The organism is Pseudomonas fluorescens group sp. PF-1 (assembly GCF_054481335.1).
On sequence record NZ_JBTMNG010000002.1, the window covers coordinates 912,420 to 934,567 of the forward strand.

The 22,148-nt window shown below is 60.3% G+C and carries 23 protein-coding genes; 11 read left to right on the forward strand and 12 right to left on the reverse strand.

Translation table 11 applies throughout. From position 1 onward, the window contains the following. Positions 1-3 precede the first annotated feature (3 nt). The 4 genes from livM (at position 4) to ACX3YD_RS18830 (ending at position 4,496) form a co-directional block, all read left to right on the forward strand. A complete protein-coding gene (gene livM / locus ACX3YD_RS18815; RefSeq protein ID WP_103403306.1) occupies positions 4-1,287 on the forward strand; it encodes a high-affinity branched-chain amino acid ABC transporter permease LivM in 1,284 nt (427 codons plus the stop codon). After that, positions 1,284-2,156: an ABC transporter ATP-binding protein gene (locus tag ACX3YD_RS18820; RefSeq protein ID WP_103403305.1), complete on the forward strand. Its 873-nt coding sequence runs from the start codon at positions 1,284-1,286 to the stop codon at positions 2,154-2,156. Before livM ends, ACX3YD_RS18820 begins: the two co-directional genes overlap by 4 nt. After that, entirely contained in the window at positions 2,153-2,872 is a 720-nt protein-coding gene (locus tag ACX3YD_RS18825; RefSeq protein ID WP_103403304.1) for an ABC transporter ATP-binding protein, read from the forward strand. The genes ACX3YD_RS18820 and ACX3YD_RS18825 overlap by 4 nt, the downstream gene beginning before the upstream one ends. An 853-nt stretch (positions 2,873-3,725) precedes the next feature. Beyond that, positions 3,726-4,496: an SDR family oxidoreductase gene (locus ACX3YD_RS18830; protein WP_458960731.1), complete on the forward strand. Its 771-nt coding sequence runs from the start codon at positions 3,726-3,728 to the stop codon at positions 4,494-4,496. A gap of 102 nt (positions 4,497-4,598) precedes the next feature. Here ACX3YD_RS18830 and ACX3YD_RS18835 read toward each other — a convergent pair whose 3' ends face one another. From ACX3YD_RS18835 to ACX3YD_RS18870, 8 genes are all read right to left on the reverse strand, one after another. Next, positions 4,599-5,732 (reverse strand): AGE family epimerase/isomerase, encoded by a 1,134-nt coding sequence (locus ACX3YD_RS18835; RefSeq protein WP_458960732.1) that lies wholly within the window; start codon positions 5,730-5,732, stop codon positions 4,599-4,601. Between the two features lie 165 nt (positions 5,733-5,897). Continuing rightward, complete coding sequence (locus ACX3YD_RS18840) at positions 5,898-6,470, reverse strand: HupE/UreJ family protein (protein ID WP_458960733.1); 573 nt, start codon at positions 6,468-6,470, stop codon at positions 5,898-5,900. 29 nt (positions 6,471-6,499) lie between these two features. After that, complete coding sequence (gene ureG / locus ACX3YD_RS18845) at positions 6,500-7,114, reverse strand: urease accessory protein UreG (RefSeq protein WP_047536839.1); 615 nt, start codon at positions 7,112-7,114, stop codon at positions 6,500-6,502. A gap of 23 nt (positions 7,115-7,137) precedes the next feature. Then, entirely contained in the window at positions 7,138-7,812 is a 675-nt protein-coding gene (locus ACX3YD_RS18850; protein ID WP_458960734.1) for an urease accessory protein UreF, read from the reverse strand. Then, positions 7,809-8,309: an urease accessory protein UreE gene (ureE, locus tag ACX3YD_RS18855; protein WP_047536845.1), complete on the reverse strand. Its 501-nt coding sequence runs from the start codon at positions 8,307-8,309 to the stop codon at positions 7,809-7,811. The genes ACX3YD_RS18850 and ureE overlap by 4 nt, the downstream gene beginning before the upstream one ends. 202 nt (positions 8,310-8,511) lie before the next feature. Then, positions 8,512-9,144 carry a TetR family transcriptional regulator gene (locus ACX3YD_RS18860; RefSeq protein WP_047536848.1) on the reverse strand — a complete coding sequence of 211 codons (633 nt, stop codon included), beginning with the start codon at positions 9,142-9,144 and terminating at the stop codon, positions 8,512-8,514. 37 nt (positions 9,145-9,181) lie between these two features. Then, positions 9,182-9,310, reverse strand: coding sequence for a hypothetical protein (locus tag ACX3YD_RS18865; RefSeq protein WP_256590140.1), 129 nt, complete (start codon positions 9,308-9,310; stop codon positions 9,182-9,184). A 4-nt stretch (positions 9,311-9,314) separates the two neighbouring features. Continuing rightward, positions 9,315-9,692, reverse strand: coding sequence for a hypothetical protein (locus tag ACX3YD_RS18870; protein WP_458960735.1), 378 nt, complete (start codon positions 9,690-9,692; stop codon positions 9,315-9,317). Positions 9,693-10,068: 376 nt separating this feature from the next. Between ACX3YD_RS18870 and ACX3YD_RS18875 the strand changes: the two genes are divergently transcribed. Both ACX3YD_RS18875 and ACX3YD_RS18880 read left to right on the forward strand, forming a co-directional pair. After that, complete coding sequence (locus tag ACX3YD_RS18875) at positions 10,069-12,144, forward strand: AsmA family protein (protein ID WP_458960736.1); 2,076 nt, start codon at positions 10,069-10,071, stop codon at positions 12,142-12,144. A gap of 211 nt (positions 12,145-12,355) precedes the next feature. After that, positions 12,356-13,246, forward strand: a complete 891-nt coding sequence (locus ACX3YD_RS18880) for an alpha/beta fold hydrolase (protein WP_458960737.1) — start codon at positions 12,356-12,358, stop codon at positions 13,244-13,246. A 20-nt stretch (positions 13,247-13,266) separates the two neighbouring features. Here the strand turns inward: ACX3YD_RS18880 and ACX3YD_RS18885 are convergent, their stop codons facing one another. Then, a complete protein-coding gene (locus tag ACX3YD_RS18885; RefSeq protein ID WP_458962063.1) occupies positions 13,267-14,142 on the reverse strand; it encodes a DMT family transporter in 876 nt (291 codons plus the stop codon). A gap of 95 nt (positions 14,143-14,237) precedes the next feature. Between ACX3YD_RS18885 and ACX3YD_RS18890 the strand changes: the two genes are divergently transcribed. The 3 genes from ACX3YD_RS18890 (at position 14,238) to ACX3YD_RS18900 (ending at position 16,642) form a co-directional block, all read left to right on the forward strand. Next, complete coding sequence (locus ACX3YD_RS18890) at positions 14,238-15,020, forward strand: AraC family transcriptional regulator (protein ID WP_458960738.1); 783 nt, start codon at positions 14,238-14,240, stop codon at positions 15,018-15,020. Between the two features lie 108 nt (positions 15,021-15,128). Next, positions 15,129-15,437, forward strand: a complete 309-nt coding sequence (locus ACX3YD_RS18895) for a PsiF family protein (RefSeq protein ID WP_103403296.1) — start codon at positions 15,129-15,131, stop codon at positions 15,435-15,437. Positions 15,438-15,628: 191 nt separating this feature from the next. Then, on the forward strand, positions 15,629-16,642 hold the full coding sequence (locus ACX3YD_RS18900) for an AI-2E family transporter (protein WP_047536867.1): 1,014 nt from the start codon (positions 15,629-15,631) through the stop codon (positions 16,640-16,642). 102 nt (positions 16,643-16,744) lie between these two features. On the opposite strand, the gene ACX3YD_RS18905 is transcribed toward ACX3YD_RS18900, so the two are convergent. Then, positions 16,745-18,010, reverse strand: a complete 1,266-nt coding sequence (locus ACX3YD_RS18905) for an Hsp70 family protein (protein WP_103403295.1) — start codon at positions 18,008-18,010, stop codon at positions 16,745-16,747. Between the two features lie 297 nt (positions 18,011-18,307). Here ACX3YD_RS18905 and ACX3YD_RS18910 point away from each other — a divergent pair, with 297 nt between their 5' ends. Further along, positions 18,308-19,252, forward strand: coding sequence for a DnaJ C-terminal domain-containing protein (locus ACX3YD_RS18910; RefSeq protein ID WP_458960739.1), 945 nt, complete (start codon positions 18,308-18,310; stop codon positions 19,250-19,252). A 23-nt stretch (positions 19,253-19,275) separates the two neighbouring features. After that, entirely contained in the window at positions 19,276-19,581 is a 306-nt protein-coding gene (locus tag ACX3YD_RS18915; RefSeq protein ID WP_130206340.1) for a chaperone modulator CbpM, read from the forward strand. A 62-nt stretch (positions 19,582-19,643) separates the two neighbouring features. Here the strand turns inward: ACX3YD_RS18915 and ACX3YD_RS18920 are convergent, their stop codons facing one another. Further along, entirely contained in the window at positions 19,644-20,567 is a 924-nt protein-coding gene (locus ACX3YD_RS18920) for an RHS repeat-associated core domain-containing protein (RefSeq protein ID WP_458960740.1), read from the reverse strand. Between the two features lie 108 nt (positions 20,568-20,675). Next, entirely contained in the window at positions 20,676-21,803 is a 1,128-nt protein-coding gene (locus ACX3YD_RS18925) for a sensor histidine kinase (protein WP_458960741.1), read from the reverse strand. Positions 21,804-22,148 lie beyond the last annotated feature (345 nt).

Genomic DNA, 22,148 nt, shown 5'->3' on the forward strand with positions numbered 1-22,148 from the left:
GCGATGTCTTCAACCACTAAAAAATCCATTGATGTCAAAAAAAGTCTGGTTGACGCGATTCTTGCCGGTCTCATCGCCCTGATTGTGTTCGGACCGATCGTCGGCGTCGTGCTCGACGGTTACGGCTTCAATCTGGAAACGACCCGGGTGGCATGGATTGTCGCCATCGTCATGGCCGGTCGCTTTATCTTGAGTCTGTTCCTGCAAACCCCGAAGGGCCTGAAAATCCTCGAAGGTTTTGAAACTACCGGCTCCGGGGTGCATGTACTGCCACCCGATTACAAATCCCGCTTGCGCTGGATCATCCCGCTGGTGATCGTCATCGCGGTGGTGTTTCCGTTCTTCTCCAACTCCTACCTGCTGGGCGTGGTTATCCTCGGCCTGATCTATGTGTTGCTGGGGCTGGGGCTGAACATCGTGGTCGGCCTGGCCGGCCTGCTCGACCTGGGTTATGTGGCGTTCTACGCCATCGGGGCCTACGGTCTGGCGCTCGGGTATCAGTACCTGGGACTGGGTTTCTGGACGGTGCTGCCTCTGGCGGCGATCACCGCCGGTCTGGCCGGTTGCATCCTCGGGTTCCCGGTGCTGCGTTTGCACGGTGACTACCTGGCGATCGTGACCCTGGGTTTCGGTGAAATCATCCGCTTGATCCTCAACAACTGGCTGTCCCTGACGGGTGGCCCGAACGGCATGCCGGCACCGTTGCCGACATTCTTCGGCCTCGAGTTCGGCAAGCGGGCGAAGGATGGCGGGGTGCCTTTCCACGAGTTCTTCGGTATCGCCTATAACCCGGACGTGAAGTACTACTTCATCTATGCGGTGTTGTTCCTGGTGGTGCTGGCCGTGCTCTACATCAAGCATCGTCTGGTCAAGATGCCGGTGGGGCGTGCCTGGGAAGCCCTGCGTGAAGATGAGATCGCCTGCCGCTCCATGGGGCTGAACCACGTACTGGTCAAGCTCTCGGCGTTTACCATCGGCGCCTCGACGGCCGGTCTGGCCGGGGTGTTCTTTGCCACTTACCAGGGCTTTGTGAACCCGACCTCGTTCACCTTCTTCGAATCGGCACTGATCCTCGCCATCGTGGTGCTCGGCGGCATGGGTTCGACCATCGGTGTGGTGATGGCAGCCTTCGTGCTGACCGTGGCCCCGGAACTGCTGCGCGGCTTTGCGGAGTACCGCGTGCTGCTGTTCGGCATCCTGATGGTGTTGATGATGATCTGGCGACCGCGCGGTCTGATTCGGATCAGCCGTACCGGTGTGACCCCGCGTAAAGGAGTAGCGCCATGAGCGAAGTCGTACTCTCCGTAGAGAAGCTGATGATGCACTTCGGCGGCATCAAGGCATTGAATGATGTCAGCCTGCAGGTCAAGCGCAACTCGATCTTCGCCCTGATCGGCCCCAACGGTGCCGGCAAGACCACCGTGTTCAACTGCCTGACCGGGTTCTACAAGGCCTCGGGCGGCAAGATCGAACTGAATGTGCGCGGCGAGAAAACCAACGTCATCAAGTTGCTCGGCGAATCGTTCAAACCGACCGATTTCGTCTCGCCGAAATCCTTCGCCAGTCGCCTGTTCTACAAGGCGTTCGGCGGCACCCACCTGGTGAACCGTGCCGGCCTGGCGCGGACCTTCCAGAACATTCGCCTGTTCAAGGAAATGTCGGTGCTGGAAAACCTGCTGGTGGCCCAGCACATGTGGGTCAACCGCAACATGCTGGCCGGCATCCTCAACACCAAGGGCTATCGCAAGGCCGAAAGCGATGCGTTGGACCATGCGTTCTACTGGCTGGAAGTGGTGGACCTGGTGGACTGCGCCAACCGTCTGGCCGGTGAACTGTCTTACGGCCAGCAACGTCGCCTGGAAATCGCCCGGGCCATGTGCACCCGCCCGCAGATCATCTGCCTCGACGAACCGGCCGCCGGCCTCAACCCTCAGGAAACCGAAGCGCTGAGCGCGATGATCCGGCTGCTGCGCGACGAGCACGATCTGACCGTGGTGCTGATCGAACACGACATGGGCATGGTAATGAGTATTTCCGATCACATCGTGGTGCTGGACCACGGCATCGTCATCGCCGAGGGTGGCCCTGACGATATCCGTAACGACCCGAAAGTGATTGCCGCCTACCTGGGCGCCGACGAAGAGGAGCTCGTATGACTAACGGTGCCATCCTCGAACTCAAGGAGCTGGACGTGTTTTACGGGCCGATCCAGGCCCTGAAGAAAGTCTCGCTGCACATCAATGAAGGTGAAACCGTCAGCCTCATCGGCTCCAACGGCGCCGGCAAGTCGACCCTGCTGATGTCGATTTTCGGCCAGCCACGGGCGGCGAGCGGGCAGATTCTCTATCAAGGTGTGAACATTACCCAAAAGTCGTCGCACTACATTGCCTCCAACGGCATCGCGCAATCGCCGGAAGGGCGGCGGGTGTTCCCCGACATGACCGTCGAGGAAAACCTGCTGATGGGCACCATCCCGATCGGTGACAAGTACGCCAAGGAAGACATGCAGCGCATGTTCGAGCTGTTCCCGCGGCTCGAAGAGCGGCGCAACCAGCGCGCCATGACCATGTCCGGCGGCGAGCAGCAAATGCTCGCCATCGCCCGTGCGCTCATGAGCCGCCCGAAACTGTTGCTGCTGGACGAGCCTAGCCTCGGGCTGGCGCCGATTGTGGTGAAACAGATCTTCGCCACCCTGCGGGAACTGGCCAAGACCGGCATGACCATCTTCCTGGTCGAGCAGAACGCCAACCACGCCCTCAGGCTTTCGGACCGGGCTTATGTGATGGTCAACGGCGAGATTCGCATGACCGGCACCGGCAAGGAGCTGCTGGTCAACGAGGACGTGCGTAACGCCTATCTCGGCGGGCACTGAGTTATACCTGTTGTACACAAGCCCCGGCGCGCAATCGCCGGGGCTTTTTTACACCTCCAATTCGCCACAATCCCTTGTAGGAGCGAGCCCGCTCGCGAAGGTCTTCAGTACTACGCGTTTATTCAGAATATTCGCGTTTTCGTTAACGTCCATCGCGAGCAAGCTCGCTCCTACAGTGGGCTGTGGTGTGCCTTCGGGAAATTGTGGAAAACAAATTAGCCAAGCTCTGAAAGCGCGACATAAAGCCGCTGCAAATAGTTGTTTTGCCGAGGTTTTGACTTGTCCCCGTTTGCTGTGGAGCTGGCTGTGAATAACGTGGGAGTAGCTGGCTGAACGCCTTTGAATTCGAGGCCTGCAGGCGTGTGGTTGTTTTTTGATCAGGCGTTTTTACGCAGCCATGAGGCCGCTTTGTCAACCTTTTTATTGGCGTCGAAAACCGCTTGAAAAGGCGTGGACAAGCCTGTGGATAAGTCTGTGATTAAACTCTGGAAAGACCCGGATAAAGGCCGTAGTTAGAGGCTTGGCGCCATCATCGACTTGACCGCCCGGTCGGGTTGTTTGCCCTTTGGTGCACAGCAGACCAATGAGGGTCAAGTAAAAAAATTTCAAAATCCGTCGCAAAGCCTTGTGGATAGCGGCTTTCAGCTTTTTACACTTGCCCCCAAAGACTGTGGACCCACCTGTGGATAACATGCGCGCACCTGTCTGCAGGCCACGCTGGACAAGGGGTGACGAGGTCTGATCGTTTTTTGTACAGGTTGGGTGGTGGTTGCCGCTGTGGACAAGGCCGGGCATGCTGCCTGCTGATTTTCTATTCCAATGGCTGTCGATCAGCCGAAGCAAGGAGAACACGATGTCCAACACCCTGTTTATTACCGGCGCGACCTCCGGTTTTGGTGAAGCCTGTGCCCGTCGTTTTGCCGAGGCCGGCTGGAAACTGGTGCTGACCGGTCGTCGTGAAGAACGCCTCAACGCGCTGTGCGCCGAACTGTCGAAGCAGACTGAGGTTCATGGCCTGGTCCTCGATGTGCGTGACCGCAAGGCCATGGAAGCGGCCATCGCGAACCTGCCGCCGTCCTTCGCCAAGCTGCGCGGGCTGATCAACAACGCTGGCCTGGCCCTGGGCGTTGACCCGGCACCCAAGTGCGATCTGGATGATTGGGACACCATGGTCGACACCAACATCAAAGGCCTGATGTACAGCACCCGTCTGCTGTTGCCGCGCCTGATCGCCCATGGTCGCGGGGCCGGCATCGTCAACCTGGGTTCCATCGCCGGCAACTACCCTTACCCGGGCAGCCACGTGTATGGCGCGAGCAAGGCGTTCGTCAAACAGTTCTCCCTGAACCTGCGCTGCGATCTGCAAGGCACCGGCGTGCGGGTCAGCAACATCGAGCCTGGCCTGTGCGAGAGCGAATTCTCGCTGGTGCGTTTTGCCGGTGATCAGGAGCGTTACAACGCCACTTACGCCGGTGCCGATCCGATCCAGCCGCAAGACATCGCCGACACCATTTTCTGGGTCCTCAATGCGCCGGCCCATATCAACATCAACAGCCTGGAGCTGATGCCGGTGAGCCAGACCTGGGCCGGGTTTGCCATTGATCGCAGTGGTGGCAAGGCTTAAGACCGCTTCGCGGTCAATCGCGAGCAGGCTCGCTCCCACAATGGAACTGCATGCACAGGACCGAGTGTGGGGGCGAGCTTGCTCGCAATCGCTATCTGAATGTCAGCGAAGATACTCGGCCAACCCGCGATAACAGGTCGCCAAGTGATAAGGCGTGGTCGACGGCATGTCCCGACGGCTCACTTGACCCTGCTCGTCACGGCACTCGTACCAGCCACGCGAGTGCAGCGAATGCTGTTGCAGCGCCTGCAACTGGCGCAACACCGCGGGCTCGCTGTCCGGACGCAGGGTCAACGCGCGCAGGTATTCGGCCTGGGCCCAGATGCGCTGTGTGGCGTCCCGAGAGCCGCCGTCCGGTCCGAAGTCGAGCATGGCCCGCACCGCACCGGTCTGCTGATCGACCCCCAGTTGCTCGGTGAAGGCAAAGGCGCGCTCCAGGGACGCATGCAGTGTCGAGCCGCGTAGCAGCGGCGATGACTCCAGCAGGAAATACCATTCGAACTGGTGCCCCGGTTCAAACCAGTTATCCACAGTCCCCAGCGGCTTCTCCATCAACACCCCATGTTGCGGGTCGATAAAGCGCTTCTGCATGGCTGTGCATAACTCGACGAGCGCACGTCGCACTGCGCGGTCTTCGCGTACCGAGAGCGTGGCGAGAAAGGCTTCCGCCAGATGCATCAATGGGTTCTGCAGCGGCCCGCTGCCCAGGGACGACCAGTTGCGGTCGAGGCTGGCTTCGTAGAGGCCATCACCCGTGGCGAATCGCCGGGCGATCACTTCCAGGGCGGCGTTGAGCACGGACTCCACCAGCGGCTCGCGGACTTTGTCCCAGTAATGGGCGCAGGCGAACAGAATGAAGGCGTGGGTGTAGAGGTCTTTGCGTTGATCCAGCGGCGCGCCGTGCGGGTCGATGCTGTAGAACCAGCCGCCATGCTCGGCGTCGTGAAAATGCCGCTGCAAAGAGCGGAACAGGGCTGCCGCGCGTTCTTCGGCGGCCGGCACCTGGCCGATCAGGCTGGAAAACAGGTACAGCTGTCGCGCACAGGCCATGGCCCGGTAGCGCTGAGGGGGCAGAGGCTGATGCTCGGCATCCAGCGCCTCATAGGGCAACGCCATGTCGGCATTCCAGCCGGGGCCTTGCCAGAGGGGCACGATCACGTCCTGGAAGTGCTGTTGCACCGAGGAGAACAGGGCGGTCAGTTCAGGCTGGGAGGCGGAGCGGGAAACATGCGGCATTGGCTGGCGTCGTCACGGCAGGGGCGATTGCGCGACATGTTAGCAGGCCTGAGCGGTGTGTTGTCTGTCAGGCCGCTTTGGCGAGCAGGCTTGCTCCCACAGGGGCAGGCATTTCATTGTGGGAACGAGCCAGCCCGCGAAGAGCTCATCACAGGCTATGAAGAATCAACCTGCCAGCAACCACCCCCCCGTCGCCGCCGAAGCCGCACCCGCCAGTCGAACCAACGGTGCTGCTGCCCGGGGCAGCACGCGTACCACGGCATAACCCGCCGCATGCAGCGCAGCTGTCGCCACTACAAAACCGGCGGCGTACGTCCAGGGGCTCGACATGTCCGGCAGTTCCAGGCCATGGGCCACGCCATGGAACAGCGCGAACAGCGCTGTTGCAGCCACCGCCACGCTCAACGGCGGACGCACCGCCAGCGCCACGGCCAGGCCCAGCGCCAGCACGGACGCGGCAATCCCGCTTTCCAGCGCCGGCAGGTTCAGCCCTTCAAAGCCCAGCAGCCCGCCCATCAGCAGGGTGCCGACGAAGGTGCACGGCAGCACCCAGCGCGCGGCGCCTTGTTGCTGCGCCGCCCAGAGGCCGACGGCCAGCATCGCCAGCAAGTGATCGAGGCCGCCGAGTGGATGGCTGATGCCAGCGATCAAGCCGTTGTCGCCGTGCCCGGGGTGGGCGAAGGCGATGGCAGGGGTCAGCAGCAGGGCCAGGGTGCCGAAGATGCGTTTGAGTGTCATGGATAAGCTTCCTTGTTGATAAGTGATGATCAGGCTGCCGTCAGCAGGCCCTGGCGCTCGATGAAGGCGATGATCTCTTCCAGGCCCTGGCCGGTTTTCTGGTTGCTGAATACGAAAGGCTTGCCGTTGCGCATGCGGGTGGTGTCGCTGTCCATCAGGGTCAGTGATGCTCCCACCAGCGGGGCGAGGTCGATTTTGTTGATCACCAGCAGGTCGGATTTGCAGATCCCCGGCCCGCCCTTGCGCGGCAGCTTGTCGCCGGCCGACACGTCGATCACATAGATGGTCAGATCCGACAGTTCCGGGCTGAAGGTCGCCGACAGGTTGTCGCCACCGGACTCCACCAGAATCAGGTCCAGCCCCGGAAAGCGCCGGTTCAGTTGATCCACGGCTTCGAGGTTGATCGAGGCGTCTTCGCGAATCGCCGTGTGCGGGCAGCCGCCGGTTTCCACGCCAATGATGCGTTCCGGCGCGAGCGCTTCATTGCGCACCAGAAAGTCGGCGTCTTCGCGGGTGTAGATGTCGTTGGTGACCACCGCCAGGTTGTAGCGGTCGCGAAGGGCCAGGCACAGGGCCAGGGTCAAGGCGGTTTTGCCGGAACCGACCGGGCCGCCGATGCCGACGCGCAGAGGTTGTGTGTTCATGTGACTCTCCAGAATAAAAGGTCCTAGGAACGGAACAGACGGCTGTACTGGCGCTCGTGGGCCATGCACGCCAGGGACAGGCCGAAAGCGGCGCTGCCATAGTGTTCGGGGTTGATTCGCGTAGCGTCCTGCTGGGCTTGCTGCAACAGCGGCAGCAATTCGCTGGTCAGGCGTTGCGCGGCTTGCTGGCCCAGTGGCAGGGTTTTCATCAGCACCGCCAGTTGGTTTTCCAGCCAGCTCCAGAGCCAGGCGGCCAGCGCGTCCTGCGGACTGATCTGCCAGGCTCGAGCGGCCAGCGCCCAGCCGAGGGCCAGGTGCGGTTCGGCGCGCTGTTCGAGGAAGGTGCGGGCCGGTGCATCGAGTTCGGGCAAGCCATTGAGCAGTTGTTGCAGGGAGTAGCCCATTTGCCGGCTCTCCTGATGCAGCTCGCGGGTTTCCCGACTGGCGCGGTGTTCTTCGCAGCGCAGCAGCAGGTCGCTCCAATTGTCCTCGGCCGCCGCCATGCAATGGGCGAGTAACAACGGGGCCTCGAAACGGGCGAGGTTCAACAGCAACTGATCGCTGATCCAGCGCCGAGCGCTGGCAGGGTCATGAACGCGACCATTCTCCACGGCCATTTCCAGGCCTTGGGAATAGCTGTAGCCGCCAATCGGCAATTGCGGACTGGCCAGACGCAGCAGCGCCCAGGCCGGGTTCATGGGCGCACGCCGAACTGGTGCAGTTTGGGCGGGTAGTTGAAGTCTTCATCGCCGTGGCGCGAATGGTGATGGCCTCCGCCGTAAGCCCCGTGTTCCGGCTGGAACGGCGCTTCGATGTGCTCGGTGGTGGCGCCGAGTTGTTCGAGCATGGCCTTGAGCACGTAGTCATCGAGCAGGCGTAACCAGCCGTCGCCGACCTGCAAGGCGACGTGCCGGTTGCCCAGGTGATAGGCGGCACGGGTCAGTTCGAAGGCATTGGCGCAGGTGACGTGCAGCAGTTGTTCGGGGCGGGCGCAAACGCGGACGATGCGCCCGTCTTCGGCCTGGAGGCATTCGCCGTCATAAAGAGGCGACTGACCACGTTCCAAAAACAAACCGACGTCTTCGCCCTCGGCACTGAAACAGCGCAGCCGGCTTTTGCTCCGGGCTTCGAAGGTCAGGTGCAACTCGGCGGCCCAGACGGGTTGAGGGTCGATTCTGCGGTGAATCACCAGCATCGGAAAGCTTCCAGCAATGGACAATGCTCAGGCTAGAGCAAGGGGCTTGCCAATCGATGGAATTGTAGGAAATGCCTGTGGGAAAGGTGGGGCGAGGTCGGTCTTGGTGCAGGTTTTGGATGATTTTGGTGCATTGTTTTTTTGAGCGCACCGATTTAATGCGCGACGATTTGCTGGAGGGGCGCGAACCTGCTCGACAGGGTTATTCAGTGCTGCCGAGCCCTTGCCAGTGCTTCAAGCCAATAAAGATGAACCGCAGTTGCTGGGTAATCTTGGCCTGAGGGGTCAGGTGTGCAGGCAGCGCCTCTAGAGGCGGGTCGATGATGTCTGGCAACGTGGCGAACACGCTTTTGACGATCAGGTCCGCCATAACGCTCAGGCCGGCGATGTCCAGGTGTTGCAGCTTCGGCATCAACGACAGGTCGGCGGCCAGGTCCGAGCTGATGTCCTCGCGCAGGCGGCCGATGGCCTGGCGCACCGGCAGCGAGCCGCCGTACTGCTCGCGGGCGAGAAACAGAAATTGCGAGTGGTTGGCGCTGACGACATCGAGAAAGATCCGCACCGAGGCGTCTATGATGCCGCCCATGACAAACTCGTTGTGCCGCACCAGGCGGATGGTTTCACGGAAGGTCTGACCGACTTCACTGACCAGCACCAGACCCAGTTCGTCCATGTCGGCGAAGTGCCGGTAAAAACCCGTGGGGACAATCCCGGCGGTTTTCGCCACTTCGCGCAGGCTCAAACTGCCGAATCCTCGGCCGCCTTCCATCAAATGGCGAGCAGCGTCCATGAGGGCAGTGCGGGTTTGTTGCTTCTGTTCGGCGCGAGGCAGCATCGCAAGGGCGTTTTCTGGAGAAGGAGAGCGGCGCACTCTAGCAAATCGGCTTTGCTGGCGTCGAACGACGAGAGGAGATCAATTGCACAGAGGCGATTTCGATCAGGTGAATCGCCAGAAAATCAAAAGCCCAATCGAGTGATTGGGCTTTTTTCATGGCCGCCATGGGCTTAGCTCATAGCGCTGTTGCGTTCGATCACACGATCACCACCACCTTCGGCCAGGGTTTGACCAGGGGTGCGGTCAGAACCATCGGCAGCCAGGGTTTGGCCTGGGGTACGGTCGGAACCGTCGGCAGCCACAGTTTGGCCCTGAGGGGTCTTGTCGTAGCCATCTTCGGTGATCAGACCTTTTTCTTTCAGGCGATCGTTACCACCTTCGGCCAGGGTTTGACCAGGAGTGCGGTCGGAACCGTCAGCGGCGAGGGTGTGACTGAACACCGAGTGGCTGTCTTTCACTTGTGGAGTGGCTTGCTCGGCGGCCGGCAGTGCAAATGCAGTGCTGGCCAACATAGAGAGTGTCAGGCTAAGCAGAAGTTGGCGTTTCATGTTCGGGTGCTCCGTAGGAGGGCGATAAATTGGGTACGAAGACAATGCTACTCTCGATAAGTCGATATAAAAGTTCATAAACGCAATGGTAATAATCAACGGAATTGATTGTTCTCTGCAGCCCTTGTAAAACGGGCCTTTGCGGTGCACCGAGGTGGGTATTTTCGACTCACTGGCGCCACGCAAAAGTGCGGGCAAGGTAACGCTGGGGGCGCAAGAGCGCTGCGTTCGGTGGGGCGATGGCGGCAAAATCGGCTTTTCGATTAAACCTGCGGGCGGTTCTTCAGTCGTAGATTCCATAGCGGGCCGGTTCTGGCTCCGCGTTTCTCATGTGCGTCGCGGTCGGGGCGCTCAGTCGTATCAGGAGCCCTGTGCAATGACGCGCACTCGTAAAATTCTCGCCTGGAGCATCGCCAGCCTGGTTGTTCTGCTGGCGGCCCTGGTTCTGATCATCGTGTTCTTCGATTGGAACCGGATCAAACCAGCCCTCAATGCCAAAGTCTCTGAAGAACTGCACCGCCCGTTCGCCATCAACGGCAACCTGGCGGTGGTCTGGCGGCGTGAGCTCGATGAGGGTGGCTGGCGGGCGTGGGTGCCCTGGCCGCATGTGGTGGCCGAGGACCTGAGCCTGGGCAACCCGGACTGGTCGAAAGCGCCGCAGATGGCCAGTCTCAAGCGTGTCGAACTTCGCATCTCACCCCTGGCCCTGCTGGCCCAGCGCGTGGTGATCCCGCGCATTGACCTCACTGAGCCCAATGCCGAGTTGCAACGTCTGGCCGACGGTCGCGCCAACTGGACCTTCAAGTTCGACCCCAAGGACCCGAATGCCCAACCGTCTCCGTGGGTGGTGGATATCGGCGCGATCGGCTTCGACAAGGGGCACGTCACCCTGGATGACCAGAGCCTCAAGACCCAACTCGACCTGCTGATCGACCCGCTGGGCAAACCGATTCCATTCAGCGAGATCGTTGGCGACAAAGCCGCGAAAACCGCGCAAGAAAAGGGCGCAGCCCCCCAGGACTACGCCTTCGCCTTGAAGGTCAAAGGCCAATACCACGGGCAGAAACTCGCGGGTCAGGGCAAGATCGGCGGCTTGCTGGCCTTGCAGGATGCCGCCAGACCGTTTCCGCTCCAGGCACAGGCAACGATTGCCGACACCCGCATCGAACTGGCCGGCACCCTGACCGATCCGCTGAATCTTGGCGCCCTGGATCTGCGTCTGAAACTGGCCGGCACCAGTCTGGGCAATCTCTACCCGCTGACCGGCGTGACCCTGCCGGACACACCGCCTTACGCCACCGACGGTCACTTGATCGCCAAGCTGCACGAGCCGACTGGCGCGGTGTTCCGCTATGAGGACTTCAACGGCAAGATCGGCGCCAGCGACATCCACGGCAGTCTGGCTTACGTCGCCAGCCAGCCTCGGCCGAAACTCAGCGGCTCGCTGCTTTCCAATCAATTGTTGTTTGCCGACCTGGCGCCGCTGATCGGTGCCGATTCCAATGCCAAACAGAAGGCCCGGGGTGGTGAGAGCAAGCAACCGGCGGACAAAGTGTTGCCGGTCGAAGAGTTCAAGACCGAGCGCTGGCGCGATATGGACGCGGATGTCGAATTCACCGGCAAGCGCATCGTCCACAGCGAAAAACTGCCGTTCAACGATCTTTATACGCACCTGGTGCTCACCGATGGCGTCCTCAGCCTCGAGCCGCTGCGATTCGGCGTGGCAGGCGGCAAACTGGATGCGCAGATTCGCCTGAACGGTCAGACCGAGCCGCTGGAGGGCAAGGCCAAACTCACGGCCCGGGGGTTCAAGCTCAAACAGTTGTTCCCGACCTTCGAACCGATGAAAACCAGTTTCGGCGAGCTCAATGGCGATGCCGACATCACCGGTCGCGGCAACTCGGTGGCCAAATTGCTGGGCAGCGCCAACGGCACGCTGAAGATGCTGATCAACGACGGTGCAATCAGTCGCGAATTGATGGAGCTGGCCGGGTTGAACGTCGGTAATTATGTGGTCGGTCGGATCTTTGGCGACAAGGAGGTGAAGATCAACTGCGCGGCCGCCGACTTCGACATCAAGACCGGCTTGGCCACCACGCGGCTGTTCGTGTTCGATACCGAGAACGCGATCATCTACATCGATGGCACGGCGAACATGGCAACCGAGCAACTGGACCTGACCATCACCCCGGAATCCAAGGGCTGGCGCTTGATTTCGTTGCGTTCGCCGCTGTACGTGCGGGGCAAGTTCATCAAGCCTGATGCCGGGGTGAAAGCCGTGCCGTTGATGTTGCGCGGCGCCGGCATGGTCGCATTGGGCGTGATCGCCGCGCCGGCGGCAGGCTTGCTGGCGCTGGTGGCCCCGAGTGGGGGCGAGCCGAACCAGTGTGCGCCGCTGCTGGAGCAGATGAAGTCGGGCAAGGCCCCGGTGACCGTCAAGCCCACCCGGTAATCGGGCGTCCATCAGGGCCCCATCGCGAGCCGGCCGCTGAGTATTGCCTGCCCGTGATCGAGTCGCTCTCGTCGGGCTGATCGTCGCGGGGGGATCTGAAGCAGGGTGGATGTCATAAACTGGTGTATGAGTTGTCATCTTTGCTGGCGATGCTTGGCGAGTCTTTGCTTCGCGCCTTGCATCGCCTCATCGATCATCAGGATGTCCGCCCATGTCGCAAGATTCCGCTCCGCGTTACCCGCTGGTGCTGGTCCCGGGAATGCTCGGGTTTGTCCGGTTACTGCTCTATCCCTATTGGCACGGCATCATTTCCGCGCTGCGTCAGGGTGGGGCGGTGGTGATTGCGGTACAGGTCTCGCCGCTGCATTCCAGCGAAGTGCGCGGTGAGCAACTCCTGGCGCGGATCGACGAGATTCTGCGCGAAACGGGGGCCGAGAAGGTCAACCTGATCGGTCATAGCCAGGGCTCGTTGACCGCTCGATACGCCGCCGCCAAACGCCCCGACCGGGTGGCGTCAGTCACATCGGTGGCGGGGCCGAATCACGGCTCGGAGCTGGCGGACTACCTGCACGAACACTATCCCCATGACAGTGTCAGAGGGCGGATGCTGAGCAGCCTGCTACGGTGGGTCGCGGCGTTGATGAGCCTGCTCGAAACCGGCTATCGCGGGCCGAAGCTGCCGGTGGATATCCATGCCTCCCACCATTCACTCACCAGCGCAGGCGTGGCGTTGTTCAATCAACGTTATCCACAAGGCCTGCCCGAATCCTGGGGTGGGCACGGACCGGAAGAGGTCAACGGCGTGCGGTATTACTCCTGGTCCGGGACCTTGCAACCGGGCAAGACCGACCGGGGGCGCAATCCGCTTGATGGCACCCATCGCAGTTGCCGATTGTTCGCCAAAACCTTCGTGCGCGAATCCGGGTATTGCGACGGGATGGTCGGGCGCTACAGCTCGCACCTTGGAAGGGTGATTGGCGATGAGTTTCCGCTGAACCATTTCGACATCGTCAATCAGCCCTGGGGGTGGGTGGGCAAGGAGGCCGAGCCGATCCGATTGTTTGTCGAACATGCGGCCCGGTTGAACGCGGCCGGCCTTTAGACCGACCCTGTGGCGAGGGATTACGCGCGGCCCAACACCGTGGTCCACCGCTCGGACAGAATCACCCCGCCCAAGGTCAACAAGCCGCCCACCAAGTGATACAGCGCCAACTGCTCATGCAGTACCACCGCCGCAATCAGCGCGGTGATCAACGGCAGCAAGTTGAAAAACAACGTGGTCCGGCTCGGTCCAAGGCGAACCACGGCCTGCATCCAAGCCAGGGGAGCGATCATCGAAGCCAGCAGGCAGGCGTACAGCACCAGCGGAATATTCTGCAAAGTCAGGCCGACTTTCGGGGACGCGAGAAACAGTGGGAACAGCACCACCACCGCGACCAGCACTTGCAAGTACAGCAACACCAGGGGCGGCAAGCGCAGCTGCCATTTTTTCAGCAGCGTGCTGTAGATCGCGTACGCCAGGGTGGCGATCAGCATCATCGCATCGCCCAGGTTCACGCCATGCTCGAGCAGTACCGCAAGGCTGCCGGACGAGACGACCACCAATACCCCGGCAAACGACAGCACCGCACCGGCCAGTGCGCCGATGGTCAGGCGCTGGCCGAGGCTGATGATCGCCATGGCCAGTGACATCAAGGGCATCAACGACAGGATGATGCCCATGTTGGTGGCCGAGGTCAGTCCTGCGGCGAAGTACGCCAGGCTTTGATAAACCGCCATGCCGAGCACGCCGAGGACAAAGATCTTGCCCAGGTTCGGGCGGATCGCCGGCCAATGGGCGATCACCGGTTTGAGCATGAAGGGGGTGAACAGCAGTCCGGCGAGCAGCCAGCGGTAGAAGCCGATCTCGGCGGGGAAGATCGCCCCGGCCGACATTTTGGTGATCACGGTGTTGCCGGCCCAGATAAAGATGGCCAGCAGGGGATAAGCGTATTGCATCGGGTGAACCAGAACGTTAATGGAGGTCAATTATCCTCTGTCTGGATACAAGCCTATACTTCGATCCAGACAACCTGCCCCTGAATCCGGACAGCATGACCCGTAAACACATCGACCTGCTGGATTTCAGCGAACTGCCTTCAGCGGTCTACTTCCGCTACGCCGACTTCGATACCCATGAATTCGCCGCACCGCACCGCCACCCCTGGGGCACGCTGGAGTATGCGGCCCACGGGGTGCTGCACATGGACGTCGACGGCAGCCGGTTCATGTCGCCGCCGCAATACGCCGTGTGGGTGCCGCCGCGAATCGAGCACAGTTTCTACAGTCATCAGCCAATCAATTACCGCGCCGTTTGCCTGGCGCCGACGGTCTGTGCCGATCTGCCACAGCAGGCATGCACGCTGGCCATCAGCGACATTCTCAAGGCAATCCTCAAGGACTTCGCGGCCCGGGACGTGAAGATCCCCGAGCGGGATGCGGACAAACGCCTGGCCCAGGTCCTGGTGGACCAGTTGCAACAGGCACCGGTGCATGAGTGCTACTTGCCCTACGCCAGCAGTCCCGGGCTGCTGGGCATACTCGAGGCGCTGCAAGCCGATCCCGGGGATAATCGGCCACTGGCGGATTGGGCCGGGCGCATTCATGTCAGTGAGCGCACCCTGGCGCGGCAGTTTATCCGCGAACTGGGCATGAGTTTCGGCGAGTGGCGCCAGCGTTTGCGCTTTCTGACGGCGATTGAGGCGCTGGACAGCCAGCGCAGCATTCAGGAAATCGCCTTTGACCTGGGCTATAGCACAGGCTCGGCATTTATCGCGATGTTCCAGCGCCAAGCTGGATGTACACCGGATTACTATCGGCGCAATAAGATGTTTTAACGACCTCATCGAGAGGGGGCGTTTATGTCTGGAGGAAGGTGTAACAAGGCTTGACTACACTCCTCGGGAAGGCTGCATCGCTCGATGCGGCGACAAGGAGAAAACTCCATGAAGATAGTGCGTGTCCCTTTGTTGATGATCGGTTTGCTGCTCTGTTCCCAGGGTTTCGCCGCCACTGACCAGCAGAACAAGATGACCACTTGCAATGCCGACGCTACCGCTAAAAGCCTCAAGGGCGATGAGCGCAAAGCCTTCATGAGCAATTGTCTGAAAGCCGCTCCAGCGGCCAACGATGCCGGCAAAGCCCTGACCCCTCAGCAAGAGAAGATGAAAACCTGCAACGCCGACGCCACCACCAAAGCCCTCAAGGGTGACGCGCGCAAGGCGTTCATGAGCGATTGCCTGAAGAAAAAATGAGTCATGGGCCGGGGCGCGGGCCTGCGGTGACTGTTCGGGCCCCATGGCGGGCTTGCCTGCGATGGGGCCGGTACGGCCGCAGAAAAATAGCCGAACGCCGCACCACCAAGGTCGTCCCACACAATCTCTAGTGCTGCCACCGGATCGCTGGCAGACTGCCCATCCTTTTACGCCGTTCGTTTTGAGGCTGTATGCCAACGTTTTCTCAGCGTCAAGTGTTGCTGGTCATCAGCTGGGTCATCATTTTCGGCGGGCTGCTGCTGGTGATTCCGTTGCGGTTGCTGCCCAGCCTGCTGGCCGGGTTGCTGGTGTTTGAACTGGTCAACATGCTCACCCCGCAGCTGCAGCGGCTGATCGAAGGGCGGCGCGCGCGCTGGCTGGCCGTGGCGTTGCTGGGGACATTAGTGGTCAGTGTGCTGACGCTGATCTTCGCCGGCGCCATCAGTTTTCTGCTGCACGAGGCGGAGAACCCCGGCGCTTCCCTCGATAAATTCATGCACGTGGTCGACCGCGCTCGCGGACAGCTGCCGCCGTTCATCGACGCTTACCTGCCGGCCAGCGCCGCCGAGTTTCGCGTGGCGATTGGCGAGTGGATGAGCAAGCACCTCAGCGACTTGCAACTGGTGGGCAAAGACGCGGCGCACATGTTTGTGACACTGCTGATCGGAATGGTGCTGGGTGCGATCATTGCCTTGCAGCGCGTTCCGGATCTGACCAAGCGCAAGCCATTGGCCGCGGCGCTGTTTGATCGCCTGCACCTTTTGGTCCAGGCATTCCGCAACATCGTGTTCGCGCAGATCAAGATTTCCCTGCTCAATACATTCTTTACCGGGATTTTTCTGGCGGTGATCCTGCCGCTGTTCGGCATCAAGCTGCCACTGACCAAAACCCTGATCGTGCTGACCTTCCTGTTGGGACTGTTGCCGGTGATCGGCAACCTGATGTCAAACACCCTGATCACCATCGTCGGCCTGTCGCTGTCAATCTGGGTGGCCGTGGCGGCATTGGGTTATCTGATCTTTATCCACAAGCTCGAATACTTTCTCAATGCGCGCATTGTCGGCGGACAGATCAGTGCCAAATCCTGGGAGTTGCTCCTGGCGATGCTGGTGTTCGAGGCCGCGTTCGGCCTGCCTGGGGTGGTGGCAGGGCCGATTTATTACGCGTATCTGAAGAGCGAGTTGAAGCAGGTAGGGATGGTTTGACGGCAGCCATTAGCTGCGAGCTGTGAGCTGCAAGCTTCAAGTAAAAGCAGGACGGTGTTCGCTCTGGGTTCTTACTTGCAGCTTGAAGCTTGCAGCTGCTCCTCAGCCATAGCGTTTTGCGGCCTCGATGGCCAGACCACTGCCGATGCTGCCAAAGATGTTCCCTTCCACGTGCCGCGCATTCGGCAGCATCGCCGAAACGCTGTTGCGCAGGGCCGGAATCCCGCTCGAACCACCGGTGAAGAACACGGTGTCCACCTGATCGACCCGCACATCGGCGTCCGCCAGCAATCGGGTCACGCTGTCGCGCACGCGCTCGAGCAGGTTCTCGATGGCTGACTCGAACAGTGCACGGCTCAATTCCACGCTCAGGCCGGGTTCGATGCGGTCCAGCGCGACGTGGCGGCTGTCGGCATGGGTCAGCTGGATCTTGGTTTCTTCCACTTCCATGGCCAGCCAGTGTCCGGCGCGCTGTTCGATCAGCTTGAACAGGCGATCGATGCCACCGGTGTCTTCGATGTCATACCGCATGCTGCCCAGCGCCAGGGTCGACTTTTGCGAGTACACCGAGTTGATGGTGTGCCAGGTCGCCAGGTTCATGTGGTGGCTGGTGGGCATGTAGGCGCCGCTTTTCATCCGGCTGCCGTAGCCGAACAGAGGCATCAGCCCCTGCAGGCTCAGTTGCTTGTCGAAGTCGGTCCCGCCGATGTGCACGCCACCGGTGGCCAGGATGTCGTCGTGACGGTTGTCGTGGTTGCGACGTTCCGGGGACAGGCGCACCAGGGAGAAGTCCGAAGTACCACCGCCGATGTCGACAATCAGCACCAACTCTTCTTTTTCGATGGTCGACTCGTAGTCGAATGCCGCGGCAATCGGTTCGTACTGGAAGGACACGTCTTTGAAACCGATGGCGCGGGCGACGTCCACCAGGGTGTTTTCCGCTTCCTGGTCGGCCATTTCATCGTCATCGACAAAGAACACCGGGCGACCCAGCACGACTTCTTCGAATTCCCGACCAGCGGCAGCCTCGGCACGCTTTTTCAGCTGCCCGATGAACAGTCCGAGCAGGTCCTTGAACGGCATCGCCGTGCCCAGCACGCTGGTGTCGTGCTTGATCAGCTTGGAACCCAGCAGGCTCTTGAGCGAGCGCATCAGGCGCCCCTCGTAGCCTTCCAGGTACTCGTGCAGCGCCAGCCGGCCGTACACAGGGCGACGTTCTTCCATGTTGAAGAAGACCACCGAAGGCAGGGTGATCTTGTCGTCCTCCAGCGCGATCAGCGTTTCCATGCCAGGGCGAAGCCAGCCGACGGTGGAGTTGGACGTGCCGAAGTCGATGCCACAGGCACGGGCTGGAGATGCGTTTTTCATGTCTTTCAAGTTCCGGTTAAAAAACGGCCGCGCAGTGTATGTCAGTGCGGCACAGAATCGAAGGCCGACCATCCGCTAAATCTGCCGATCAACCGCTTGAAAGACGCGCGATCACCCCCAAACTACCCTGCATCAACCGGACAGCCGCAGGGCAATCGCAAGAAGTCCCGCCGGCTGCCGATAAACTTATGAAGCGCTGCCCGGTCACAAACTTGAGATCGGTCAAACTCTGTGCGGCAAATAAGGCGCATGCTGTGTCAGGTGGCGCGATTTCGATAACGGATGGTGATTCCCACGATGGACTTCAAAGACTATTACAAGATTCTCGGTGTGGAGCCGACCGCAGACGACAAGGCGATCAAGGCCGCCTATCGCAAGCTGGCGCGCAAATACCACCCCGACGTCAGCAAGGAAAAGGACGCCGAGGCCAAGTTCAAGGATGCCTCCGAGGCCTATGAAGCGTTGAAAAGCGCCGACAAACGCGCCGAATACGACGACTTGCGCCGCTATGGCCAGCATGGTCAACCGTTCCAGGGACCGCCAGGCTGGCAAAGCCGTGGCGGTTTCGGTGGCGGCGGTCAGGACACTGGCGATTTTTCGGACTTCTTCAGTTCGATCTTCGGTAACCGTGGCCCCGGCTTTGGCGGGGCGGAGTCGCGTCGCAGCAGCGGGCGCCGAGGACAGGACGTGGAAATGGAACTGGCGATTTTTCTGGAAGAAACCCTCTCGAACGAATCGAAGAAGGTCACCTTCCAGGTGCCGCAGTACAACGCCGCCGGCCAACACGTCAGCAATACCACTAAAAGTCTGAACGTGAAGATCCCCGCCGGCGTGACCGACGGCGAGCGCATTCGCCTCAAGGGCCAGGGCGCACCGGGTATCGGTGGCGGCGCCAATGGCGACCTGTACCTGACCATCCGTTTTGCGCCGCACCCGAAATTCGATGTCGAAGGCGAAAACCTGATCATCACGCTACCGCTGGCCCCCTGGGAATTGGCCCTGGGCACCGAAGTGGCCGTGCCGACCCTGACCGGCAAGATCAACCTCAAGGTGCCGGCCGGCAGCCAGAACGGCCAGCGCATGCGCGCCAAGGGCCATGGCCTGCAGAGCAAGGCCGGCGAGCGCGGTTACCTGTTCGTGCAACTGAAGGCCGTCATGCCGAAAAAATCGGACGATGAGGTCAAGGCCCTGTGGCAGGAACTGGCGAAAAAAGCCGCGTTCGACCCGAGAGAAAATTTCTGATCCAAGACCCGGAGTAGCCCGTAATGAGCAGCCCTCTGATCGTTCAACTGGACCTGGCCGAATTCTGTGAGGCGACCGACCTGTCGGACGTCTACGTGATCGAAATCGTCGAACACGGCATCCTCGAACCCCAAGGGGGCACGCCGAAGGATTGGCGCTTCACCGATTACGAACTGACCCTGGCCAAGCGCGCCGCCAAGCTGCGGCGCGACCTGGAACTGGAATGGGAAGGCGTCGCCCTGGCGCTGGACCTGCTCGAAGAGGTGCAGCAACTGCGGGCGGAGAACCGGATGTTGCGGCAGCGGCTGGGGCGGTTGGTGGTGGAGTAGGCCAAGGTTTGGAATACGCGTAAACCAATGAGCTTGGATAATTGTCCACGCTGGTTGCTGCCCTACGTTTTTCTTCTCATGTGTTGGCTGTAAGTGTTCAAATCCACACGTACTTCACCGGTTGAGTCCATGCTCAAGCCCATTGCGTGATCATCGGGAGTAAGAGGCAAAGGGCGTTGGGCAGATTTGCGGATCTTCGGCTTTGTGGACCTGTCCACCGGTGGGCCAGGAGGTGATTGGCTTGCCAGGCCTGGCATCGAGCCCCCTCCAGTGTGACCTTGTCGTTGAGCCATTTCCTCATAAGTCATCATCTCTCTTGGTAGCGGGGATGATGACGGCGGAGTCCAGTACCGTCGTCCGCTAGGCAAAGTACTGTGGATATATTCTCTAGTGGTCGGGTCCCGTCGCGGTGTCATGCTGTCAGAACTCCGCATGGGTGGTCGTTCGCTGACAGTATCGAGACTGGTTGATGCAGGCCCATTGGCTGAACCCACTGGACGGGCAACAGCCCTTGTTAGTAGGGGAGATCCATCGGCAGGGATTAGTTGAGTCAGGCTGGACGTACTGTCATTTCGGCTTACACGATGGCGAGGCAGGTTAATTTTTTTTAAAAAGTTAATAGGCATATGCCCCGTCGGATCCGAAAAATTCACCGGATCGCCCGCGCAATACATATACGCATTCAAACCACCCTCCCCAAACGGACTCCAACTGTCCGGGCTATGAAAACGCATCAGTCGCGGGTTGTAGACGCGATAGCCATTGCCCAGGAAATACCAGTTCAATGCCTCGCGAAACTGGCCATTGAATCCCAGTCGCGTGTCCACCTCATGTTCGGTGGATTGAAAACCATAGGCGCTGTAGGCCATGCGATTGATGCCGTCGCCACCGATATCGGCGAGCGCCGAGTTTTTCTGATCGGTGGCCAACAGGACGGTGCGTTGCTGACGCGAGTTGTTGGGGACATTGGTATCTGAGCGAGTCACGGCGGCCTTCCTTGGGAGTCATAAGGTTGACGTTAAGCGGATCATCCTTTTGTACTCGCAATATTCGGGGCCCGGTACTAACAGATCTGATAGGACTGGAAGCTGACGTTATGTGCGCTTTGGTAAAACGACGGTGAACGTCGTGCCCTCAACTTCATTCGAGCTGACCTCAATCGTCCCCTTGTGGGCATCCACCACCTCCTTGACGATAAACAACCCCAAACCCAGGCTGGTTGAAGGTTGGCCCAGTTCTTCGCCGGCGTTGCGCACCAGTGGATCGAAAATCGTGGCGATGGCGTCTTCGGGGATGGGTATTCCGAAATTGTGCACGGTAAGACGAACGGAGAGCGGCTCGCCTTTGAGGGTCACGATTACGTCGCGTTTGTTCGAACCATGCTGCAAGGCGTTGCCGATCAGGTTTTGCAACATCTGGGCGATGCGCCCCGGATCCCAGTTACCACGAGCGTCGCCCAGCACTTGCAGCGTCGGATCGCACTCCGGATTGCCCGCACAGGCTTCGGCAATCGCCGCGTGTGCTGCTTCGGCCATGTCCATGGGCGCCGGTTCGATCGGCAGACTCCGGCCCAGGCGGCTGCGCACCAGTTCCAGCAAGTCGCTGACCATCACCGTCATATGGCGTGTGCCACGCTGGATGTGGGTCACGCAGGCCAGGGCATCGCCCTCGAGTGCGGTTTTGCGCAACAGCAGTTCAGTGGACATGCTCACCGCTTGCAGCGGCGCGCGCAGGTCGTGGCCGAGAATCGCCAGAAAGATGTCCCGCGAACGATTGACTTGCTCGGCATAGGCCGCGGTGGACTCGGCCAGGGCTTCGTCGATGGCTTCGTTGAAACGGATCATGTCCTGGAAGTAAGCCATGTCGGGGGACACGAGGCTGTCGACCCACAGGCGGATCACACAGGCGCGCAAATGGCGAAATTCACTGGTCATCTGCACCAGATCGAAACCGACGTTGTGACGCAACTCGCCGTGGCTGGCGCCGGCCTGGTCCAGGCTCGGGGTTTTTTCCGGGCCTTCGCCCTTGGCCTTGGCCGCTTGTTCATCGGGCGTTTGAGGCTTGGTCATGTCCCGCGCGGCGGCCAGCAGGATCGCTTTCGCATGATCGCGTAACGCGGCACTGTCCATGAGCTCGGCGGCAGGGGTGATGGTTTCGGCGAACAGCTCCCATTCATCGACGATGCGATCGACATGTAACACGATGAATTCGGAAAGACGCATGGCAGGTACCTGAGCATGAAACATGGAAGATCGACTCGAATAGTAGCCCCTTTGGCGAGAAATACACGACCGCTCATTCAGTGGCATAACCGGCCGCTTTTGTGGCGGTACATACCTATTGAAGGCTCCTTGATTTTCGAAGCGTGCAGGCCATTTCAGCGCATTGGTCCAACAGTTTTTTGGTCTTTTTTTTCGAAGGTGGATCAATAAGCTGGTGATTCCTATCCTGTCATCAAGGTGATTGAACAGTGTCTGATTTGCATGGAAGCAACTCGCGGGCAACGCCCGCGCAAAATAATGGGGTTTATTACCGTCGTGTACTCGCGGTAATACCTGAGGCGATCA